Below are 17,209 nucleotides of genomic sequence, written 5' to 3' on the forward strand. Positions count from 1 at the left end.
ACGTAGTGGTGGCATGCGCCATCCTCACAAACGATCGGGTCCGACGCGCTCGCCGGGCGCCAGCGCGCGCGAGCGCCGCCCCCAGCTCCACAGCGCCTCGGACGGCAGCGGCAGCACCATGAACCAGTGCTCCAGGATCGCCAGCGACAGCAGCGTGGCGGCAAAAGTGAGCGCGGTGGCGTCGAAGCTGCGCACCCCCTCGGCCAGCGCGGCCTGCCAGAGCAGCACAGCCAGCCAGGTCGACATCGCCACCGACACCGGGAACAGCGCGTTCATCGGCTTGCGGGTGAAGTAGGTCTGCAGGTACTTCAGGTGCGCGGGCAGGAAGTCTTCGTTGAGGTTGCGCACGCCCAGAAAAACGTTGAGCTTGGCGCTCTGCCGCATGACCCACAGGATGGCGAAGGTGAAAAGGCCTGTCGTGTTGCTGCCGTTCCAGGTCAGCGTCACCACCGCGGCACCCAGCACGATCAGCGCGAATTCATGATGCAGCAACGTCTGCAGGGCGTAGCCGGCGCGCCGCCAGCCGCGCGCACCGGGCGGGCAGGGCGCGCGCCGCGGGCCGGTCACGCAGCCCAACAGAAAGGCCACCTCCTGCCAGGCCCAGACCAGCAGCGCGCAGGTGAAGGCCAGGTAGGCGCCGGTCACGCGCAGGTCGTTGCGGGTCGCGTACAGGCCCACGAACGCCAGCGTCAGCAGCACGGTGGCGCCGCCCATGGTCCAGCCGAAGGTCCAGCGCGGCAGGCCATTCAGATACAGGATCACGCCCGTGCTGAACCACCACACGAAGACCGTGTAGAGCATGGGCAGCAGGTACTGGGACATGCGGGGCTTCGGGGCGGGCGGGCAGGTGGGTGCGTGGGTGCGATCGGCGGTGCCCGCGGGCTCACCAGGTCGGCGCCATGCGCACGTCGTCGGGCAGTGCGTTGGGCTGCGCGCGCATCAGGAAGAGCTTGCCGAAGGCAACCGCACCGCGCGCGGCCAGCGCCACGCGTTGCAGCGCACCGCCCACGCCGCCGCGCGCCTTGGCCGCCTCGGTCGCGACCGAAATGCGCCGCAGCGTTTCCAGGCCGGCACGGAAGGCCGGGGCATCGATGTCCAGCGTGAGCGGAAACACCTGGCGCGTGATGTCCGAGGTGATGCGGAACACGGTGAAGTCGTAGGCCGTGGGGTCCAGGCCCATGGCCGCATGCATCTCGGGGCGCTGGTGGTCGCGCACGTACATGGTCGCGAACACGGCCAGCACGAAGAAGCGGATCCACAGCTTGTTGACGCCCTTGAGCAGCCGCGGGTCGGCCCGCATCAGGAGCGCGAAGGCCTCGCCGTGCCTGAACTCGTCGTTGCACCAGCGCTCGAACCACCGGAAGATCGGATGAAAGCACAGCTCCGGATGCCGCTCGACCTGGCGGTAGATCGCGATGTAGCGGGCATAGCCGATCTTCTCGGACAGGTAGGTCGCATAGAAGATGAACTTCGGCCTGAAGTAGGTGTACTTCTTGGCCCGCGCCAGAAAGCCCAGGTCCACGCCGATGCCGAAGTCCTTGAGCCACTGGTTGATGAAGCCCGCATGCCGGCTCTCGTCGCGCGCCATGTAGCCGAACAGCTCCTTCATGTCGGGATTGGTCACCCGCTTCCTGATCTCGGCATAGAGCACGCAACCCGAGAACTCCGAGGTGATCGAACTCACCAGGAAATCCGAGAACTCCTTGTAGAGCGCCGGCGGCAGCTGCGCGCAGTTGGCGGCCAGCTCGGCCGGCCGCTGGAAATGGTCGGTGTTGTTGTCGGCCCGGAACTCCTCCATGAGCGCATTCCACTGCGCGCGGATCGGCGCCACGTCGATGCGGTCCATCGCCTTGAAATCGGTGGTGTAGAAGCGCGGCGTGAGCATGGTGTCGCGCAGCGCGGTCTCGGTGGAGCTGCCGGGCGCATGGGTTGCCAAAGAGGCCGGGGTGGACATGGGGTGTTCCTTCAGCGGGTGGTGGCGGGGCCGCCGGTCATCAGCCCGGCGAAGGCCGCTGCGTTGGTCGGCCCGAACGATCCGAGGTCGACGGTGCGGCCGGTAGCCGGGTCTTCGAGCGTGAGCTTGCCGTCGGCCCGACCGGTCATGCGAAACGGAATCTCCGGCCCGATGCCGCGCCGGTGGCGCTCCCGCGCCAGCCCGCGCATGGTGCCGCGCAGGAAGCCGTTGGTTTCGGGCGCGACCTCATGCACCACGCGGCCGGTGCGCGCGTCCTTCACCTGGATGCCGCCGCTGGCGAGGTCTTCGAAGAGGAACTCGCGCACGCTCACGGCCTCGGCCTGCGGCACATGGACCACGCCGATGCCGGTGAAACGCACGAAGCTCACGCCGACGAGCGTGCACAGCACCACGCCGCCCAGCGCCATGAGCATGCCGCGCGGCAATGCATCCGGCGAGCGGGGTTGGGGTTGCATCGTGTTCATCGGTGCATCCTCAGGCGGTCATGGGTTCGGGCGCGGCCTCGGCGGTCTCGCGCGCGCCGGGCGCCGGCGCCACCGCATGCAGCCCGCGGCGCGGAATGCCGGCCGACGCCGCCAGCGCACCGGCCAATAGCGCCGCCACTTCCCGCGCACGGGGCAGCGCGCGCAGCATCGGCTGGGTGCGCTTCAGGTGCCAGGGGCGCGCATGCGGCCACAGATGCACGTAGGCGATCTGCGCGTCGTTGTTCAGGGCCAGTGCGATGTCGCCGGTGCCGTCGGCGTTGGGGTGCAGCGAGGCCGCGTCGATGGCGCTGTAGGGCAGGTTGAAGGTCACGGTCAGCACGATGCCCACCCGCATGACCACACGGCGGTCGGTGACGGTGTAGACGCTGGTGCGCGCGGTGAGCCAGCCCAGGCCCACGAGCGTGCCGATGGCGAGCGTGGCGAGCGGCAGCAGCCAGGCCATGGCCGCCAGCGCGTCGAGCGCGCCGCCGCCGCCGGCCAGGGTGTTGGCGCCGCGCCAGGCGATGAGCACCGCGAAGTACACCGCCAGCCCGCGTACGTGCAGCGCGCTGCGCGTCATGCGCTTCCAGTCGGGCGAGCCTTGCCAGAGCATGCGTTCGCGTGCCGGCAATATCTCGGGCAGGCCGTAGGCCGGCTCGAAGTCGTGGTCGTCGCCGGGCGGCGTGAAGTTGGCGGCCTTCACAGCAGCGGCTCCTGGCGTTGCGGCGTCGCGTAGAGCGTGCCGCCGCCGTAGTACGCCATCACCTTGTCTTCCTCGAGCAGCGTGATCTGTTCGGGCAGCCGCGTGCCGGGCACGAAGGCGAACTGGGTGCTGAGAATGGAGCGCACCCGCACCCGGTGTTTCTCGACCTTCGCGAAGTTCATCGGCAACAGCACGCGCCGCGGCCCGGCCTCGGTCGGCACCTCGAGCTCCAGGTAACGGAAGACGGCCTCGGCGCGGTCCACCCACAGGTCGATCACGTCGCCGCCCACCAGGCCGTCGGCGGCGAAGACCGGCATGCCCACGGGGTTGGGGTCTTTCTTCGACAGGCCGAAGCCGGGCGCGTGGCGCAGCGGCACGATGCGCAGCTCGCCGTCGATGGTGGTGTCGGCGATGTCGGCGCGCTGCGCCCAGGCGCCCGGGCCGATGCCGTCGCGCATCGGGTTGCCGGTGGGCTCCAGCGGCGCGCCCTGCCAGGCGCCGAGGGGCTCGGCCGCCAGCGCGCGCTCTTCGCGCAGCCGGTTGGGCGCCTGCACCGTGCGGCCGTCGCGCAGCAGGAAGGTCTTGGGGCTCGGCACGGCCGGAAAGCCCTGTACGTCGATGTGCCTGGAGCGGTCGTTCTCCAGCGGATAGCCCTCCCGCTTGTTCTCCCGGTGAAGGTAGTAGATGAGACCCGCGAAGAAGACCCAGAACATGTAGAGCACGATCTGCGCGACGTCGATGTAGTTGGTGATGGCTCCGTTTCCCATGGTGTATCTCCTTCGTGTGGGGGGCGTGGCCCGGCGCCTTGCCGTCAGCCCGGAAACTCGGTCAGGCCGAACTTGCCCGGCCTGTTGGCGGCGTCCGCGTCCGCAGCGGGCGGTCGCTGGTTGCGAGGCGTGCGCACCAGCGGGCCGATCGCCACGAGCGTCGCGAACAGCAGCACGATCTCGATGTAGTAGACGACGCTGTAGCCGATGGACGGCGCCGACATCACAGTGCCCAGGGTGCCGTGCGAAGCCAGGTAGGTGATGCCGTCGCGCAGCCAGCCGCCCAGCCCGATCGCCAGGCCGCCGGCCGAGGCCTGCACCGCGCCCCATGCGCCCAGCGCCAGGCCGTTGCGCGCGCCCGTGTCGTGGCCCATGGCCGCGGTGAGCGTGGCCACCGAGAACAGGCCGCCGCCGAAGCCGATCAGGAGCGCGCCGATGCGGAACATCAGCTGCGAGCCCACCGGGTCGGCAAACACCACCGCCGCGAAGGCGAAGATGCCGACCACCACGCCGATGGAGGCCAGCCGGTGCGGCTCGCCGCCGTGGTGGAACCAGCGCGCGGCCAGCACGAAGGCCGCCAGCGCGCCGCAGGCGATCATGGCGGTGAGCTGCGTGGTCGACGCCACCGCCATGTGCATGATCTCGCCGCCGTAGGGCTCCAGCAGCACGTCCTGCATGCTGAAGCCGGCGCTCCCCAGGCCCACAGCGACCAGCAGGCGCGCCGAACGCCCGCCCTGCACGAAGGCACGCCACGAGGCCCGGAACGAAGGCCGCGGCTCGCCCGGCGTCGCGGCGGTGCGCGAGGGCACGCGCGCCTCCTGCTTCCACAGCGCGATGAGGTTCAGCACCATGGTGAGCAGCGCCGCGCCCTGGATGACCTGGATCAGCTTGACCTGCTTGAACTCCTGCAGCAGGGCGCCGAAGCCCAGGGCGCTCACCATCGTTCCCACCAGCAGCATCACGTAGAGCAGCGCCACCACGCGCGGCCGGTTCTCCGGCGTGGCCAGGTCGGTGGCCAGGGCGAGGCCGCCGGTCTGGGTGGTGTGCAGGCCCGCGCCGACCAGCAGGAAAGCGATGGCCGCGCCGATCTGTCCGTAGATCACCGGCCCGTTGGTGTCGCCCGACAGCACGATCAGCGCGAACGGCATGATCGCCAGCCCGCCGAACTGCATGAGCGTGCCCATCCAGATGTAGGGCACGCGCTTCCAGCCGAGGGCCGAGCGGTGGTGGTCGGACCGGAAGCCCACCAGCGCCCGCATCGGCGCGAAGACCAGCGGCAGCGCGATCATGGTGGACACCAGCCATGCGGGCACGTTGAGCTCCACGATCATCACCCGGTTCAGCGTGCCGTTGAGCAGCGCGAGCGCCATGCCCACCGTCACCTGGAACAGCGACAGCCGCAGCAGCCGGCCCAGCGGCAGCTCGCGCGTGGCCACGTCGGCGAAGGGCAGGAAGCGCGTGGCGATCAGGCTCCACTTGCTGGCCACGCGGTCGTTCAGGCGGGTGATCGTGTTCATGCGCGCACCATCTCCAGGGCCTGCGACGTGTAGAAGCCGCTGGCCACGCGCTGCGTGCGGCCGCGATGCCAGGGGGCCAGCAGGGGCTCGGTGGCGATCAGGCGGTGCAGCGATTTTTCGGCCACCGGCTCGATCCACGGCGCGCGGTTGCCGCGCGGAAACAGCCGGCCCGCCGCGCGGAACGCGACCAGCGCCGGATTGCTGGGCGCGAAGGTGAAAAGCACCGCGCGGTCGGCCCGTTGCGCCAGGCCCGCCAGCACCTGCACCGCGTCGGGCGTGCGGTAGTGGATGAGCGAGTCCATGCCCACGATGTAGTCGAAGCGGCCCAGCGCCGGGTCGAGCATGTCGCCCGCACGGAAGTCGATGCGGCCCGCGCCCTCGGCGCCCGTGCCGTCGATCAGCTCCGCCGGTTGGCGCTCCCGCGCCAGCGCCACCAGCGTGGGCGACAGGTCGATCGCCACCACGTGGGCGCCGCGCCGTGCGGCCTCCACTGCCAGCGCGCCGGTGCCGCAGCCCGCATCGAGCAGCCGCATGCCGTGCAGGTCCGCGGGCAGCCAGTCGAGCAGGGTTTGGCGCATGCGGTCGCGCCCGGCGCGCACGCTGGCGCGGATGCGCCCGACCGGCGCGTCCGAGGTGAGCCGTGCCCAGGCCTGGGCGGCGGTGCGGTCGAAGTAGGTTTCGATCTCGCCGCGTCTTTGCAGGTAGCTGACGTGTGCCATGGCGTGTGGTTTCCTTCGCGCTTCAGTCGAAGCCCAGCAGATCGAAGATGTCGCGGTCCTTCATGGGCACCGCGTTCAGGGGCTCCGAGCCCAGCCAGAGCGCAGCGGCCAGCCGCATGTATTCGTTCTGCACCGCCTCCAGCTCGGGCGAATACTCCATCTCGAACAGCGTGGATTTCTTCAGCCGGCTGCGGCGGATCACGTCCAGGTCGGGAAAGTGCGCCATCAGCCGCAGGCCGATCTGCGCGTTGAACTTGTCGATCTGGTCGGTGTCCTTGCTGCGGTTGGCGATCACGCCGCCCAGGCGCACGTTGTAGTTCTTGGCCTTGGCGCCGATGGCCTGCACGATGCGGTTCATCGCGAAGATCGAGTCGAAGTCGTTGGCCGTCACGATGAGCGCGCGGTCGGCATGCTGCAGCGGCGCGGCAAAACCGCCGCAGACCACGTCGCCCAGCACGTCGAAGATGACCACGTCGGTCTCGTCCAGCAGGTGGTGCTCCTTGAGCAGCTTGACGGTCTGCCCCACCACGTAGCCGCCGCAGCCGGTGCCCGCGGGCGGCCCGCCGGCCTCCACGCACATCACGCCGTTGTAGCCGGGAAAGACGAAGTCCTCCACGCGCAGTTCCTCGGGGTGGAAGTCGACCGACTCGAGCACGTCGATGACGGTGGGCATGAGCTTCTTGGTGAGCGTGAAGGTGGAGTCGTGCTTGGGGTCGCAGCCGATCTGCAGCACCCGCTTGCCCAGCCGCGAGAACGCCACCGACAGGTTGCTGGAGGTGGTGCTCTTGCCGATGCCGCCCTTGCCGTAGATCGCGAAGACCTTGGCATTGCCGATCTTCAGGTCGGGGTCCAGCTGCACCTGCACGCTGCCCTCGCCGTCGCTGCGGGAAGACGTTGAAGGCGACAGCGGCTGCGGTCGTGGCCCCGGCTTCTTGATGTCGGGGAAAGGCACGGTGACGGTATTCATGCAGGGCTTCCTTCGTAGACACCTTCGAGCCGGTCCTCGAGTTCCTCGCCCGCGCGGCGCAGCGCCTCGAGCATGGTGTCGTCCGGTTTCCAGAAATGCCGCTCCGACGCTTCCAGCAGCCGGCTGGCGACGCGGGCCGACGCGCTCGGGTTGAGTTCGGCGATGCGCGAGCGCATCGCGGGGTCGAGCACGAAGGTCTCGCTCAGCTGCTGGTACACCCAGGGCTGCACCTGGCTGGTCGTTGCCGACCAGCCCATGGTGTTGGTCACGTGCACCTCCAGCTGCCGCACGCCCTCGTAGCCGTGCTTGAGCATGCCTTCGTACCACTTGGGGTTGAGCATGCGGGTGCGGGTTTCCAGCGCCACCTGCTCGCTCAGCGTGCGCACGGTGCCGCTGCCGCCGTCCTGCGTCTGGTCGCCGATGTAGACCGGCGCCATGGCGGCGTCCGCGCCCTTGGCCCGCTTGATCGCGCGGCTGATGCCGCCCAGCGTGTCGAAGTAGGTGTCGATGGTGGTCACGCCCAGCTCGACCGAATCCAGGTTCTGGTAGGCCAGCTCCACGCCCGACAGCACGCTGCGCAGCAGCTGCGCCTGCTGCACCGGCCGGCCGGCCCGGCCGTAGGCGAAGCCCTTGCGGCGGCTGTAGGTCTCGGCGATCTCGTCGGCGTCGTCCCAGCGGCGGTTGTCGATCAGGCTGTTCACGTTGGCGCCGTAGGCGCCCTCGGCGTTGCCGAAGACGCGCAGCGACGCGGTCTCCAGGTCGCCGCCGTGCTCGGCCTGGTAGGCCAGCGCGTGCTTGCGGATGAAGTTGTGCGTGGGCGGCTCGTCCGCGCTCGCGGCCAGGAAGGCCACCTCGGCCAGCAGCTTGATCTGCAGCGGCAGCAGGTCGCGGAAGATGCCGGACAGCGTGATCACCACATCCACCCGCGGGCGTCCGAGCTCGGCCAGCGTCATCAGCTCGCCGCCGGCCAGCCGGCCGTAGCCGTCGAAGCGCGGGCGCGCGCCCATCAGCGCCAGCGCCTGGCCGATGGGTGCGCCCTCGGTCTTCAGGTTGTCGGTGCCCCACAGCACCAGCGCGATCGATTCCGGAAAGGCGTTGCCGTCGGCCATGTGCCGCTCCAGCAGCCGCGCCGCCTGGCGCGCGCCATCCGTCACCGCGTAGGCGCTGGGAATGCGGAAGGGGTCGAAGCCGTGCAGGTTGCGGCCGGTCGGCAGGATCGACGGGGTGCGCAGCAGGTCGCCGCCGGCCGCCGGGCGCAGGAACCGGCCGTCGAGCGCACGCAGGATGCCGTCGATCTCGTGGTCGGTGGCCAGCAGCGGGTCCAGCCTGGCAAGCTCGTTCAAGAGGGGCAACAGGGCGGGGCCGGCCTCGGCCTCGGTCTCGCATCCGGCGAGCGCTTCCTCGGGCGTGCGGCCCGCGACGATCGCCTCGACCACGGCGCGCGGCGGCCGCATGCCGTGCGAGGCCTCGGCCAGCGACATCAGCAGGTCGGTGCGTTCCTCCGGGTTCGGCGCCTCGCCCACCACATGCAGGCCGCAGGGAATGAGCGTGTACTCCAGCTCCAGCACCGCCTGATTGAGCGCGACGATGCGCGCCGGCGTGTCCTCGCCCCAGGGCGGCTCGGCTGCGGCCAGTTCGAGCACGGCCGCATTCGACTGGATCATGCGGGCCAGCTCCTCGCCTTCGCCCTCGCTGCTTTCCAGTCCGCGAAAGCGCTCCAGCATGTTCTTGAGTTCGACCAGGCCCTTGTACAGGCCGGCGGCGGCCACCGGCGGCGTGAGGTAGCTGATGAGCGTGGCGGCCGCGCGGCGCTTGGCGATGGTGCCTTCCGAAGGGTTGTTCGAGGCGTAGAGGTAGAAGTTGGGCAGATCGCCGATGAGCCGGTCGGGCCAGCAGCCGGCCGACAGGCCGTTCTGCTTGCCCGGCATGAATTCGAGCGCGCCGTGCGTGCCGAAGTGCAGCACCGCGTGCGCGCCGAAATCCTCGCGCAGCCACCGGTAGAAGGCCGAGAAGGCGTGCGTGGGCGCAAAGCCCTTCTCGAACAGCAACCGCATCGGGTCGCCCTCGTAGCCGAAGGCCGGCTGGATGCCCACGAACAGGTTGCCGAAGCGCTCGCCCAGCACGAAGATGCCGCCGCCGTCGCTTTGCTGCTTGCCGGGCGCCGGGCCCCACTGGGCCTCGATCTCCTGCAGGTGCTTTTCGCGCCGCACATGGTCGTCGGCCGCGATGCGCACATGCACGTTGGCCATCGCCCCGTAGCGCGAGGCGTTGCCGTCGATCACGCGCTGGCGAAGCTCGTCCACGCTGGCCGGCAGCACCACGTCGTAGCCGGCGTCGCGCATGGCGCGCATGGTGTTGAAGAGCGACTCGAACACCGACAGGAAGGCGGCCGTGCCGGTGTTGCCCGCGTTGGGCGGAAAGTTGAAGACCACCGCCGCCACCTTGCGTTCGGCGCGCTCGGCGCGGCGCAGATCGACCAGCTTGCCCACGCGCGCGGCGAGCATGTCCGCGCGTTCGATGCAGCTGTGCATGTCGTGCACGCCGGTCTCGTTGCGGAAGGTGCAGGCGTGGGCGCAGCCGGTGCAGGCGATGTGCGCCGCGCTGCCGCGCCCGCCGAAGACCATCGAGCCGGTGGCGCCGTCGAGCTCCGGTATGGCAACCATCATGGTCGCTTCCACCGGCAGCAGGCCGCGCGGCGATTCGCCCCACTGGTCCAGCGACTGGAACTCCACCGGCGTGACCGAGAGGTAGGGCACGTCGAGCGAGGCCAGGATGTCCTCGGCCGCGCGGGCGTCGTTGTAGGCCGGCCCGCCGACCAGCGAGAAGCCGGTGAGCGAGACCAGCGCGTCGATGGTGCCGCGGCCCTCGTGACGAAAGAACGCGTCGATGGCAGGGCGTGAATCCAGGCCTGTGGCGAAGGCCGGAATCACGCGCAGGCCGCGGGCCTCCAGCGCGGTGATCACGCCGTCGTAGTGGTCGGTGTTGCCGGCGAGCAGGTAGGAGCGCATGAGCAGCAGGCCGACCGTGCCGCGCTGGCCGCTGCGCGCCACGCGCGGCAGGGCGTCCACGCTGTGGTCCAGGCGCTGCTTCATGCGCGGGTGGTAGACGCCCACCTCCGGGTAGTCCACCGGCTCGTGCGTCTTGGCGATGCCGCGCATGGCGCGGCGCGGGCCTTCGGCATAGCGGTCCACCAGGAAGTGCACCATGTTCGCGATGTTGTCCTCCGAGCCCGCGAGCCAGTACTGCAGCGTGAGGAAGTAGGCCCGCACGTCCTGCGCGGTGCCGGGAATGAAGCGAAGGATCTTGGGCAGCCGGCGCAGCGTTTTCATCTGGCGCGCGCCGGCGGTGGTGCGGCTGGCGGCGTCGGCGCCCTCGGCCGGCTTGCCGCGCAGCCGCTTGAGGAAGGCAAGCGCGCCGGTCTCGGGGGCCGACATGTCGAACTTGCCCATGCGGGTGAGCTTGGTGACCTCCGACGCCGACATGGCGCAGACCATGGCGTCGCAGCTGTCGCGCCGCGCCTGCAGGGCGGGCAGCACCGGCAGGAAGTGGTCTTCCATGAAGAGCATGGTCGCAATGACGATGTCGCCCTGCGCGATGTCGGCCTGGCAGCGTGCGAGAGCCTCGGGCCGGTCGCCCCATTCGGCCGCGGCGTGCACGGTGAGCCTGAGCGCGGGCAGCGTCTTGCGCAGGCCGCGCCAGGCGCGTTCGGTGGCGCTGGCCAGGTGGCTGTCCATGGTCACGATGACCACATGCATCGCAGCTTGCGTGCCGCCGCGGTCACTGGCTGAAATGGGCTTTGGCGTCATAGAGGGTCTCGATGGTGATTAGCGGCACTCCGCGGTCCAGCGCATAGCGCTCGGTGTTCCTGCGCGCCTTGCCCCGCACGAAGAACGGGATCTTGCGCAGCTCCTGCTCGGCCTCCGAGGCCCAGGCGGCGGCGTGCTCGGCCGCTGCTGCCTGCGGGGCGGCGGCTTCCACCGCGGCCACAGCGGCGGGTGCTGCGACTGAGACTGCGACTGCGACCGTCGCATGGCCCAGGTGCGAAGGCGCGGCATCTTCATGAAACTCGAAGTCGCCGCGGAACATGCCGATGAGGTGCTCCTCCAGGCCCATCATCAGCGGATGGACCCAGGTGTCGAACAGCACGTTGGCGCCCTCGAAACCCATCTGCGGCGAGTAGCGCGCCGGGTAGTCCTGCACGTGCACCGGCGCCGAGATCACCGCACAGGGCACGCCCAGGCGCTTGGCGATGTGGCGCTCCATCTGCGTGCCCAGCACCAGGTCGGGCTGCACCGCCGCAATGGCGGCCTCGATCTCCAGGTAGTCGTCGCTGATCAGCGGCGTCACCTCGTACAGCCGCGCGGCTTCGCGCACCTCGCGGGCGAATTCGCGGCTGTAGGTGCCCAGGCCCACCACGGTGAAGCCCAGCTCGGTGGCCGCCACGCGGGCCGCCGCCACCGCGTGGGTGGCATCGCCGAAGATGAAGACGCGCTTGCCGGTGAGGTACGTTGCATCGACCGAGCGCGCATACCAGGGCGCGCGCGCGGCGGCGTCGCATTGTGCCCGGGCCGCGTCGATGCCCGCGAGCCCGGCGACTTCGGCGATGAAGTCGCGGGTGGCACCGCTGCCGATGGGCACGGTCTTCGTGCAGGGCTGGCCGAAGCTGCGTTGCAGCCACTGGGCGGTGAGGTTGGCGATCTCGGGGTAGAGCACCACGTTGAAGTCGGCCTCGCCCAGGCGGGCCAGGTCGGCGGCGCCGGCCTGCAGCGGCGCGACCACATGGATGTCGATGCCCAGGCCGTGCAGCAGGCCGCTGATCTCGTGCACGTCGTCGCGGTGCCGAAAGCCCAGCGCGGTGGCGCCCAGCAGGTTGCAGCGGGGCCGCTGCCCCGCCGGTCGCGGCGCCCGCACCGTGCCGGGCGGCGACACCTGCGGGCCGGCCAGTGTCCGCACCAGCTGGTAGAAGGTTTCGCTCGCGCCCCAGTTCTCCTTGCGCTGGTACGACGGCAGCTCCAGGGCGACCACCGGGATCGGCAGGTTCAGCGCGCGGGCCAGGCCGCCTGGGTCGTCCTGGATCAGCTCGGCCGTGCACGAGGCACCGACCATCATCGCGGCCGGCCTGAAGCGCTCGAAGGCCTCGCGCGCGGCGCGCTGGAAGAGCTCCGCCGTGTCGCCGCCCAGGTCGCGGGCCTGGAAGGTGGTGTAGGTGACCGGCGGGCGGCGCGGCAGGCGCTCGATCATCGTGAACAGCAGGTCCGCATAGGTGTCGCCCTGCGGCGCGTGCAGCACGTAGTGCACGTCGGTCATGGCGGTGGCCACGCGCATCGCACCGACGTGCGGCGGTCCTTCGTAGGTCCAGAGCGTGAGCTGCATGGTCTTGGCGCCTTGTCTGTTCTTCTTTTTCTCGTTGTTCAGGCGGCCAGCCGTAGCCGCCGCACCAGCGGACGCGTGAACAGCTCGGCCAGGTCGCCCGCCTGCTCGTAGCCCTGCAGCGGCGTGAAGACCAGCTCGATCGACCACTTGGTGGTCAGCCCCTCGGCCTCCAGCGGATTGGCCAGGCCGAGCCCGCAGACCACGATGTCGGGCCGCAAGGCCCGGCAGCGTTCCAGTTGGCGATCGACATCCTGGCCCTCGGACAGCGAGGTTCCTTCGGGCAGCAGCGCGAGCTCCTCTGCGAGGTGCTGGCGGTGCAGGTAGGGCGTGCCGACCTCGGTCAGCGTCATGCCCATCTCGCGCGAGAGGAAGCGTGCGATCGGAATCTCCAGCTGCGAATCGGGAAAGAAGAAGACGCGCTTGCCTGCCAGCTGCAGCCGGTGCCGGGCCAGCGCTTGCGAGGCGCGCTCGCGGGCCGGGGCGGTCACACGCTCGAAGTCGGCCTGGGCGATGCCGAAGGCTTCGGCGGCGGCGCCCAGCCAGCGCGTCGTGCCTTCCACGCCCAGCGGGAAGGGCGCCGCGATCCGGGTGGCGCCGCGCTCTTCGAGGGCACGCGCGGTGCCCGCCAGGAAGGGCTGGGCCAGCAGGAAGCGCGTGCCCGGCCCGACCTCGGGCAGGGCGTTGGCGCGCCGCGGCGGAAAGAAGCGCGCGGCGATGCCCATCTGCGAGAGGAGGCGCGCGAACTGGTCTTCGACCACGTCGGCCAGCGTGCCGACCACCAGCAGTTCGGGCGGCGCCTGCGCGGGCCGGGGCGGCAGCACCGGCACCATCGAGGCCAGGCACGCATCCTCGCCCTGGGTGAAGGTGGTCTCGATGCCGCTGCCCGAATAGTTGAGAACCCGCACCTGCGGCGAATGCGCCTTGGAGAGCCGCGAGGCCGCGCGAGACAGGTCGAGCTTGATCACCTCCGAGGGGCAGGAGCCCACCAGGAACAGCAGCCGGATCTCCGGGCGGCGCGCAAGCAGGCGGGTGACGACGCGGTCGAGCTCGTCGTTGACGTCGGCCAGGCCCGAGAGGTCGCGCTCGTCGATGATCGCGGTGGCGAAGCGGGGCTCGGCGAAGATCATCACGCCCGCGGCCGACTGGATCAGGTGCGCGCAGGTGCGCGAGCCCACCACCAGGAAGAACGCGTCCTGCACCTTGCGGTGCAGCCAGATGATGCCGGTGAGGCCGCAGAACACCTCGCGCTGGCCGCGCTCGCGCAGCACCGGCGCGTCTTCGCAGCCGGCGGCGCGCGGCTGTTCGCGGATCGGAATGACGGCGCTGGCGACGGCGTTCATGCCACCGCTCCGCCAGTGTGCGAAGGGCCGGCCTGCGGTTCCATGTCCTGCCGCGCCATGTCCTGCCGGGCGGCGCGCAGCTTGCGGACGAACTGCGCGGCGTTGACCACATAGGACGCGTAGGCCGCGAGCGCCAGGTACATGAGCGGCCGGTCGCCCAGCGCGCCGGTGGCCAGCGCCGCGAGGTAGGCGGTGTGCAGGGCCAGCACCAGCATGCTGAACACGTCCTCCCAGTAGAAGGCCGGCGCGAACAGGTACCTGCCGAACACCACCTTCTCCCAGATGGCGCCGGTCACCATGATGGCGTAGAGCGCCAGCGTCTTGACCACCACCGAAATCACCGCGGCCGTGTGGCCCTGGCCGGTCCACAGGTAGCGCAGCACCAGCACGAGGCTGACCGCGAAGACCAGGAACTGCACCGGGGCCAGCACGCCCTGCACCAGCGTCCAGCCCGATGTATCGCGGCGGCGGCGCTCGTCCGGCGTGTAGAGCGGCCGCCTCGATGCACGCAACGCGTCGCGGCTGAAGCCCGTCGGAGATGTCTGGTTGCGCATGCGGCCAATCTAGATCGGCGCGTTCGGTGTGTCAACTATATTGGACGTAAATAAAAATTGACAGTACGCCCGTGCCGCGGAATCATCGCGTCGACGACATGCCTGTCAGACAACACGCCGCCATGAAGCATCCCCGCGACATCGCTCCAGCACCCAAGCCCGCCGCAGGCCGCGGGGAGGCGCCGCGGGCGAGCAACGTGCTGCTGCTTTTCGGACCGGGGAGCGCCGAAGCCCGGCGCCGCAAGCCGCAAGTGGGCGTGCTGGAGCAGAGAGTCGACAGCGCGGCTTTCCTGCGTCATGATCCGTCGCCGGAATTGCCGTCAAAAACAACATCGCGAAGAGACAACCCCACCAGGAGACAAGCCATGCCTCGACTGGCTCGACAAGCTCTGGATCTCGATGGTTCGATTCAGCCGCCGGAAGCGGCACCCGATTGGGCATCGGACGCATCACCGCCGCCCTGGAGCCGGGCGCCGAACGACCGGGTCGCCATGAGCGACCGGCAGACGAGGCTCACCCGCACCCTTGAGTTCGACATCATTCCCCGGCTGGTGGACGTGCATCGGGTTCCGGCCCCGTCCAGCCCGCCCGACGAGAGCACCGGCCACCGGCCCACTGCCCGCGACGTCGAGGATTTCGTGCAGCTGGTGCTGGCCCGCGAACACCCTCCGGCGCAGGTTTTCGTCGACCTGCTCGGGCAGCGCGGCATGTCGGTCGAAACCATTTACCTCGACCTGCTGGCGCCGGCGGCGCAGCACCTGAACTACCTGTGGACACAGGACTTGTGCGACTTCACGCATGTCACGCTCGGCCTGGCGCGTCTGCAGCAACTGCTGCACGAGCTGAGTCCTTCGCTGAACGGTACCGACGGCGGCCAGCGGCCCTTCCGCGGCAACGCCAGGCGTGTGTTGCTGCTGCCGGCCTGCGGCGAGCAGCAGACCTTCGGCCTGTCGATGGTGGCCGAGTTCTTCCATCATGCGGGCTGGGAGGTAGACCGCGGCCATGCGCCGCTGGACAACAACGCCGTGGAGCTGGCGCACGCCGAATGGTTCGACGTGATCGGCCTGGCCGCCGGCAGCGAGACGCGGCTGCAGCTGCTGCGCCGCACCATCCTCGACGTGCGGCAGGTTTCGCGCAACAAGGACGTATGCGTGATGGTGGGTGGCCCGATCTTTGCTGGGCATCCCGAGCGTGTAAAGTTCGTGGGCGCCGACGCATGCGGGCTCGACGGGAAAAAGGCCCCTGTCCATGCCGAACGACTGATTGCATCGCGTCCGCACAGCCACTGACAACCGCGCCTGAACCAGAAGGTCATCCTTGAAGAACGATGCGAGAACTGCTTTTCAGCCATGAAGAGTTTTGCGGCTCACGCCAGGCACCTGGGCGACCTGCCACCCGGACTGATCGGGGAACTGATCGCCGCGCCTTCCGATGTGGTGCTGATCCTCGATGCGGACGGTGTGGTCCGCGATGTGGCACTGGGCGGCAACAGCCTGGATGACCAGGGCTGCGAGAACTGGATAGGAAAGCCCTGGGTCGACAGCGTCGCCAAAGATTCCCGTGCGAACGCCGAGTGGTTGCTTCGCAATGCCGCGGCCCAAGAGCCCCTCGAATGGCGGCAGCTCATTTGCGAAAACGTCAAGGGCGCCCACTTCCAGCTGAGCACCACGGCCATCCGGCTGCGCGCCAAGGCGCGCTACCGCGACATTGGCCGAACTGTCGTTTTCGGCCGCGACCTTCGCGGCATGACGGCGCTGCAGCAAAGCGTGGTCGATGCCCAGCAGGAAAACCTGCACGACCATTGGAAGCTGCGCGATGCGCAGTCGCGCTACCGGCAGCTGTTCCAGACGGTGTCGGATGCGGTGCTCATCGTCGATGTCGCCACGCAGAAGATCGTCGAGGCCAACCCCGCCGCCGTGCAGCTCTTCGGCGACAACGTGCGCCGGCTGGTAGGCGCCACTTTCCCCGCCGGTCTGGACGCGCGCAGCAACGCGGCGGTGCAGTCGATGGTCGCGGCGCTGCGCACGGCGGGCCGGGCCGAGGACATCCAGGCGCATGTGGCCGACGGCGGCGGCGAAGTCACCGTCTCGGGCTCGGTCTTTCGCCAGGAGAACGGCGTGCTGATGGTGGTGCGCCTTTCGCGCGTGGCCGCGGAGGTGGTCTCGCCCGACCGGGCCAACGCCAACGCGGTGCTCCTCAAGATCGTGCAGAGCGCGCCCGACTGCATCGTGGTCACCGACATCAACGGACAGGTGATATCGGCCAACGAGGCCTTCGTCGAAGTGGTGCAGCTGGCCAACGAGGAGCAGGTGCGCGGCGAGTCGCTGGGCCGCTGGATCGGGCGCACCGGCGTCGAGCTCAGCGTGCTGATATCCACGCTGCGCCAGCGCGGGTCGCTGCGTCTTTTCCCCACCAGCCTGCGCTGCGAGCACGGGCTGGTGTCCAACGTGGAGATCTCCGCCACGCTGGTGCGCGACAGCGACGAGGCCTACCTGGGCTTCACCATTCGCGACGTGAGCCGCCGCCAGGGCACCGATGCGCGCGCGGCCAAGGAGCTGCCGCACTCGGCCGGGCAGCTGTCCGAGCTGGTCGGACGCATGTCGATGAAGGACATCGTGGGCGAGACCACCGACCTCATAGAGCAGCTGTGCATCGAGGCCGCGCTGGACCTCACTCGCGACAATCGCGCCGCGGCGGCCGAGATGCTCGGCGTCTCGCGCCAGAGCCTGTACGTGAAGCTGCGCCGCTATGGCCTGGGCGAACTCTCTCCGGAGAGCGAGAAGCAGTAGCGCGACCCGTAGTGGAATGACTGCGAGTGTAAATCGCAGTT

Annotated in this window: 14 protein-coding genes; 2 read left to right on the forward strand and 12 right to left on the reverse strand. The window is 69.6% G+C overall.

Annotated elements, in window-relative coordinates:
* Positions 1 to 24: 24 nt before the first annotated feature.
* The 12 genes from puhE to bchF form a co-directional block, all read right to left on the reverse strand.
* Positions 25 to 822: a putative photosynthetic complex assembly protein PuhE gene (gene puhE, locus ACSFA5_RS23775; protein WP_435446496.1), complete on the reverse strand. Its 798-nt coding sequence runs from the start codon at positions 820 to 822 to the stop codon at positions 25 to 27.
* Positions 823 to 883: 61 nt separating this feature from the next.
* Entirely contained in the window at positions 884 to 1,954 is a 1,071-nt protein-coding gene (acsF, locus tag ACSFA5_RS23780) for a magnesium-protoporphyrin IX monomethyl ester (oxidative) cyclase (protein ID WP_435446497.1), read from the reverse strand.
* Between the two features lie 11 nt (positions 1,955 to 1,965).
* Positions 1,966 to 2,439 (reverse strand): photosynthetic complex assembly protein PuhC, encoded by a 474-nt coding sequence (puhC, locus tag ACSFA5_RS23785; protein WP_435446498.1) that lies wholly within the window; start codon positions 2,437 to 2,439, stop codon positions 1,966 to 1,968.
* 10 nt (positions 2,440 to 2,449) lie between these two features.
* Positions 2,450 to 3,142: a photosynthetic complex putative assembly protein PuhB gene (gene puhB / locus ACSFA5_RS23790; RefSeq protein ID WP_435446499.1), complete on the reverse strand. Its 693-nt coding sequence runs from the start codon at positions 3,140 to 3,142 to the stop codon at positions 2,450 to 2,452.
* A complete protein-coding gene (puhA, locus tag ACSFA5_RS23795; RefSeq protein WP_435446500.1) occupies positions 3,139 to 3,909 on the reverse strand; it encodes a photosynthetic reaction center subunit H in 771 nt (256 codons plus the stop codon). Before puhA ends, puhB begins: the two co-directional genes overlap by 4 nt.
* 44 nt (positions 3,910 to 3,953) lie before the next feature.
* Positions 3,954 to 5,426 (reverse strand): BCD family MFS transporter, encoded by a 1,473-nt coding sequence (locus ACSFA5_RS23800; protein ID WP_435446501.1) that lies wholly within the window; start codon positions 5,424 to 5,426, stop codon positions 3,954 to 3,956.
* Complete coding sequence (gene bchM / locus ACSFA5_RS23805; protein WP_435446502.1) at positions 5,423 to 6,145, reverse strand: magnesium protoporphyrin IX methyltransferase; 723 nt, start codon at positions 6,143 to 6,145, stop codon at positions 5,423 to 5,425. The genes ACSFA5_RS23800 and bchM overlap by 4 nt, the downstream gene beginning before the upstream one ends.
* A 22-nt stretch (positions 6,146 to 6,167) precedes the next feature.
* On the reverse strand, positions 6,168 to 7,112 hold the full coding sequence (gene bchL / locus ACSFA5_RS23810; RefSeq protein WP_435446503.1) for a ferredoxin:protochlorophyllide reductase (ATP-dependent) iron-sulfur ATP-binding protein: 945 nt from the start codon (positions 7,110 to 7,112) through the stop codon (positions 6,168 to 6,170).
* Positions 7,109 to 10,918 (reverse strand): magnesium chelatase subunit H, encoded by a 3,810-nt coding sequence (locus ACSFA5_RS23815; RefSeq protein WP_435446504.1) that lies wholly within the window; start codon positions 10,916 to 10,918, stop codon positions 7,109 to 7,111. Before ACSFA5_RS23815 ends, bchL begins: the two co-directional genes overlap by 4 nt.
* Positions 10,890 to 12,485, reverse strand: coding sequence for a ferredoxin:protochlorophyllide reductase (ATP-dependent) subunit B (gene bchB / locus ACSFA5_RS23820; protein ID WP_435446505.1), 1,596 nt, complete (start codon positions 12,483 to 12,485; stop codon positions 10,890 to 10,892). The genes ACSFA5_RS23815 and bchB overlap by 29 nt, the downstream gene beginning before the upstream one ends.
* Positions 12,486 to 12,523: 38 nt before the next feature.
* Entirely contained in the window at positions 12,524 to 13,825 is a 1,302-nt protein-coding gene (locus tag ACSFA5_RS23825; RefSeq protein ID WP_435446506.1) for a ferredoxin:protochlorophyllide reductase (ATP-dependent) subunit N, read from the reverse strand.
* Entirely contained in the window at positions 13,822 to 14,379 is a 558-nt protein-coding gene (bchF, locus tag ACSFA5_RS23830) for a 2-vinyl bacteriochlorophyllide hydratase (RefSeq protein WP_435446507.1), read from the reverse strand. Before bchF ends, ACSFA5_RS23825 begins: the two co-directional genes overlap by 4 nt.
* A gap of 122 nt (positions 14,380 to 14,501) precedes the next feature.
* On the opposite strand from bchF, the gene ACSFA5_RS23835 reads away from it, so the two are divergent.
* Both ACSFA5_RS23835 and ppsR read left to right on the forward strand, forming a co-directional pair.
* Positions 14,502 to 15,668 (forward strand): cobalamin B12-binding domain-containing protein, encoded by a 1,167-nt coding sequence (locus tag ACSFA5_RS23835; protein WP_435446508.1) that lies wholly within the window; start codon positions 14,502 to 14,504, stop codon positions 15,666 to 15,668.
* Positions 15,669 to 15,728: 60 nt separating this feature from the next.
* Positions 15,729 to 17,168, forward strand: a complete 1,440-nt coding sequence (gene ppsR / locus ACSFA5_RS23840; RefSeq protein WP_435446509.1) for a transcriptional regulator PpsR — start codon at positions 15,729 to 15,731, stop codon at positions 17,166 to 17,168.
* The last annotated feature ends 41 nt before the right edge of the window (positions 17,169 to 17,209 follow it).

The organism is Variovorax monticola (genome assembly GCF_051216855.1).
Classification (GTDB): Bacteria; Pseudomonadota; Gammaproteobacteria; order Burkholderiales; family Burkholderiaceae_C; genus Variovorax.

Excerpts from the sequence above, each read along its gene's own strand:
- puhE (WP_435446496.1), bottom strand. The coding sequence starts at position 822 with ATGTCCCAGTACCTGCTGCCCATGCTCTACACGGTCTTCGTGTGGTGG.
- acsF (WP_435446497.1), bottom strand. The coding sequence starts at position 1,954 with ATGTCCACCCCGGCCTCTTTGGCAACCCATGCGCCCGGCAGCTCCACC.
- puhC (WP_435446498.1), bottom strand. The coding sequence starts at position 2,439 with ATGAACACGATGCAACCCCAACCCCGCTCGCCGGATGCATTGCCGCGC.
- puhA (WP_435446500.1), bottom strand. The coding sequence starts at position 3,909 with ATGGGAAACGGAGCCATCACCAACTACATCGACGTCGCGCAGATCGTG.
- ACSFA5_RS23800 (WP_435446501.1), bottom strand. The coding sequence starts at position 5,426 with ATGAACACGATCACCCGCCTGAACGACCGCGTGGCCAGCAAGTGGAGC.
- bchM (WP_435446502.1), bottom strand. The coding sequence starts at position 6,145 with ATGGCACACGTCAGCTACCTGCAAAGACGCGGCGAGATCGAAACCTAC.
- bchL (WP_435446503.1), bottom strand. The coding sequence starts at position 7,112 with ATGAATACCGTCACCGTGCCTTTCCCCGACATCAAGAAGCCGGGGCCA.
- ACSFA5_RS23815 (WP_435446504.1), bottom strand. The coding sequence starts at position 10,918 with ATGACGCCAAAGCCCATTTCAGCCAGTGACCGCGGCGGCACGCAAGCT.
- bchB (WP_435446505.1), bottom strand. The coding sequence starts at position 12,485 with ATGCAGCTCACGCTCTGGACCTACGAAGGACCGCCGCACGTCGGTGCG.
- ACSFA5_RS23825 (WP_435446506.1), bottom strand. The coding sequence starts at position 13,825 with ATGAACGCCGTCGCCAGCGCCGTCATTCCGATCCGCGAACAGCCGCGC.
- bchF (WP_435446507.1), bottom strand. The coding sequence starts at position 14,379 with ATGCGCAACCAGACATCTCCGACGGGCTTCAGCCGCGACGCGTTGCGT.
- ACSFA5_RS23835 (WP_435446508.1), top strand. The coding sequence starts at position 14,502 with ATGAAGCATCCCCGCGACATCGCTCCAGCACCCAAGCCCGCCGCAGGC.
- ppsR (WP_435446509.1), top strand. The coding sequence starts at position 15,729 with ATGAAGAGTTTTGCGGCTCACGCCAGGCACCTGGGCGACCTGCCACCC.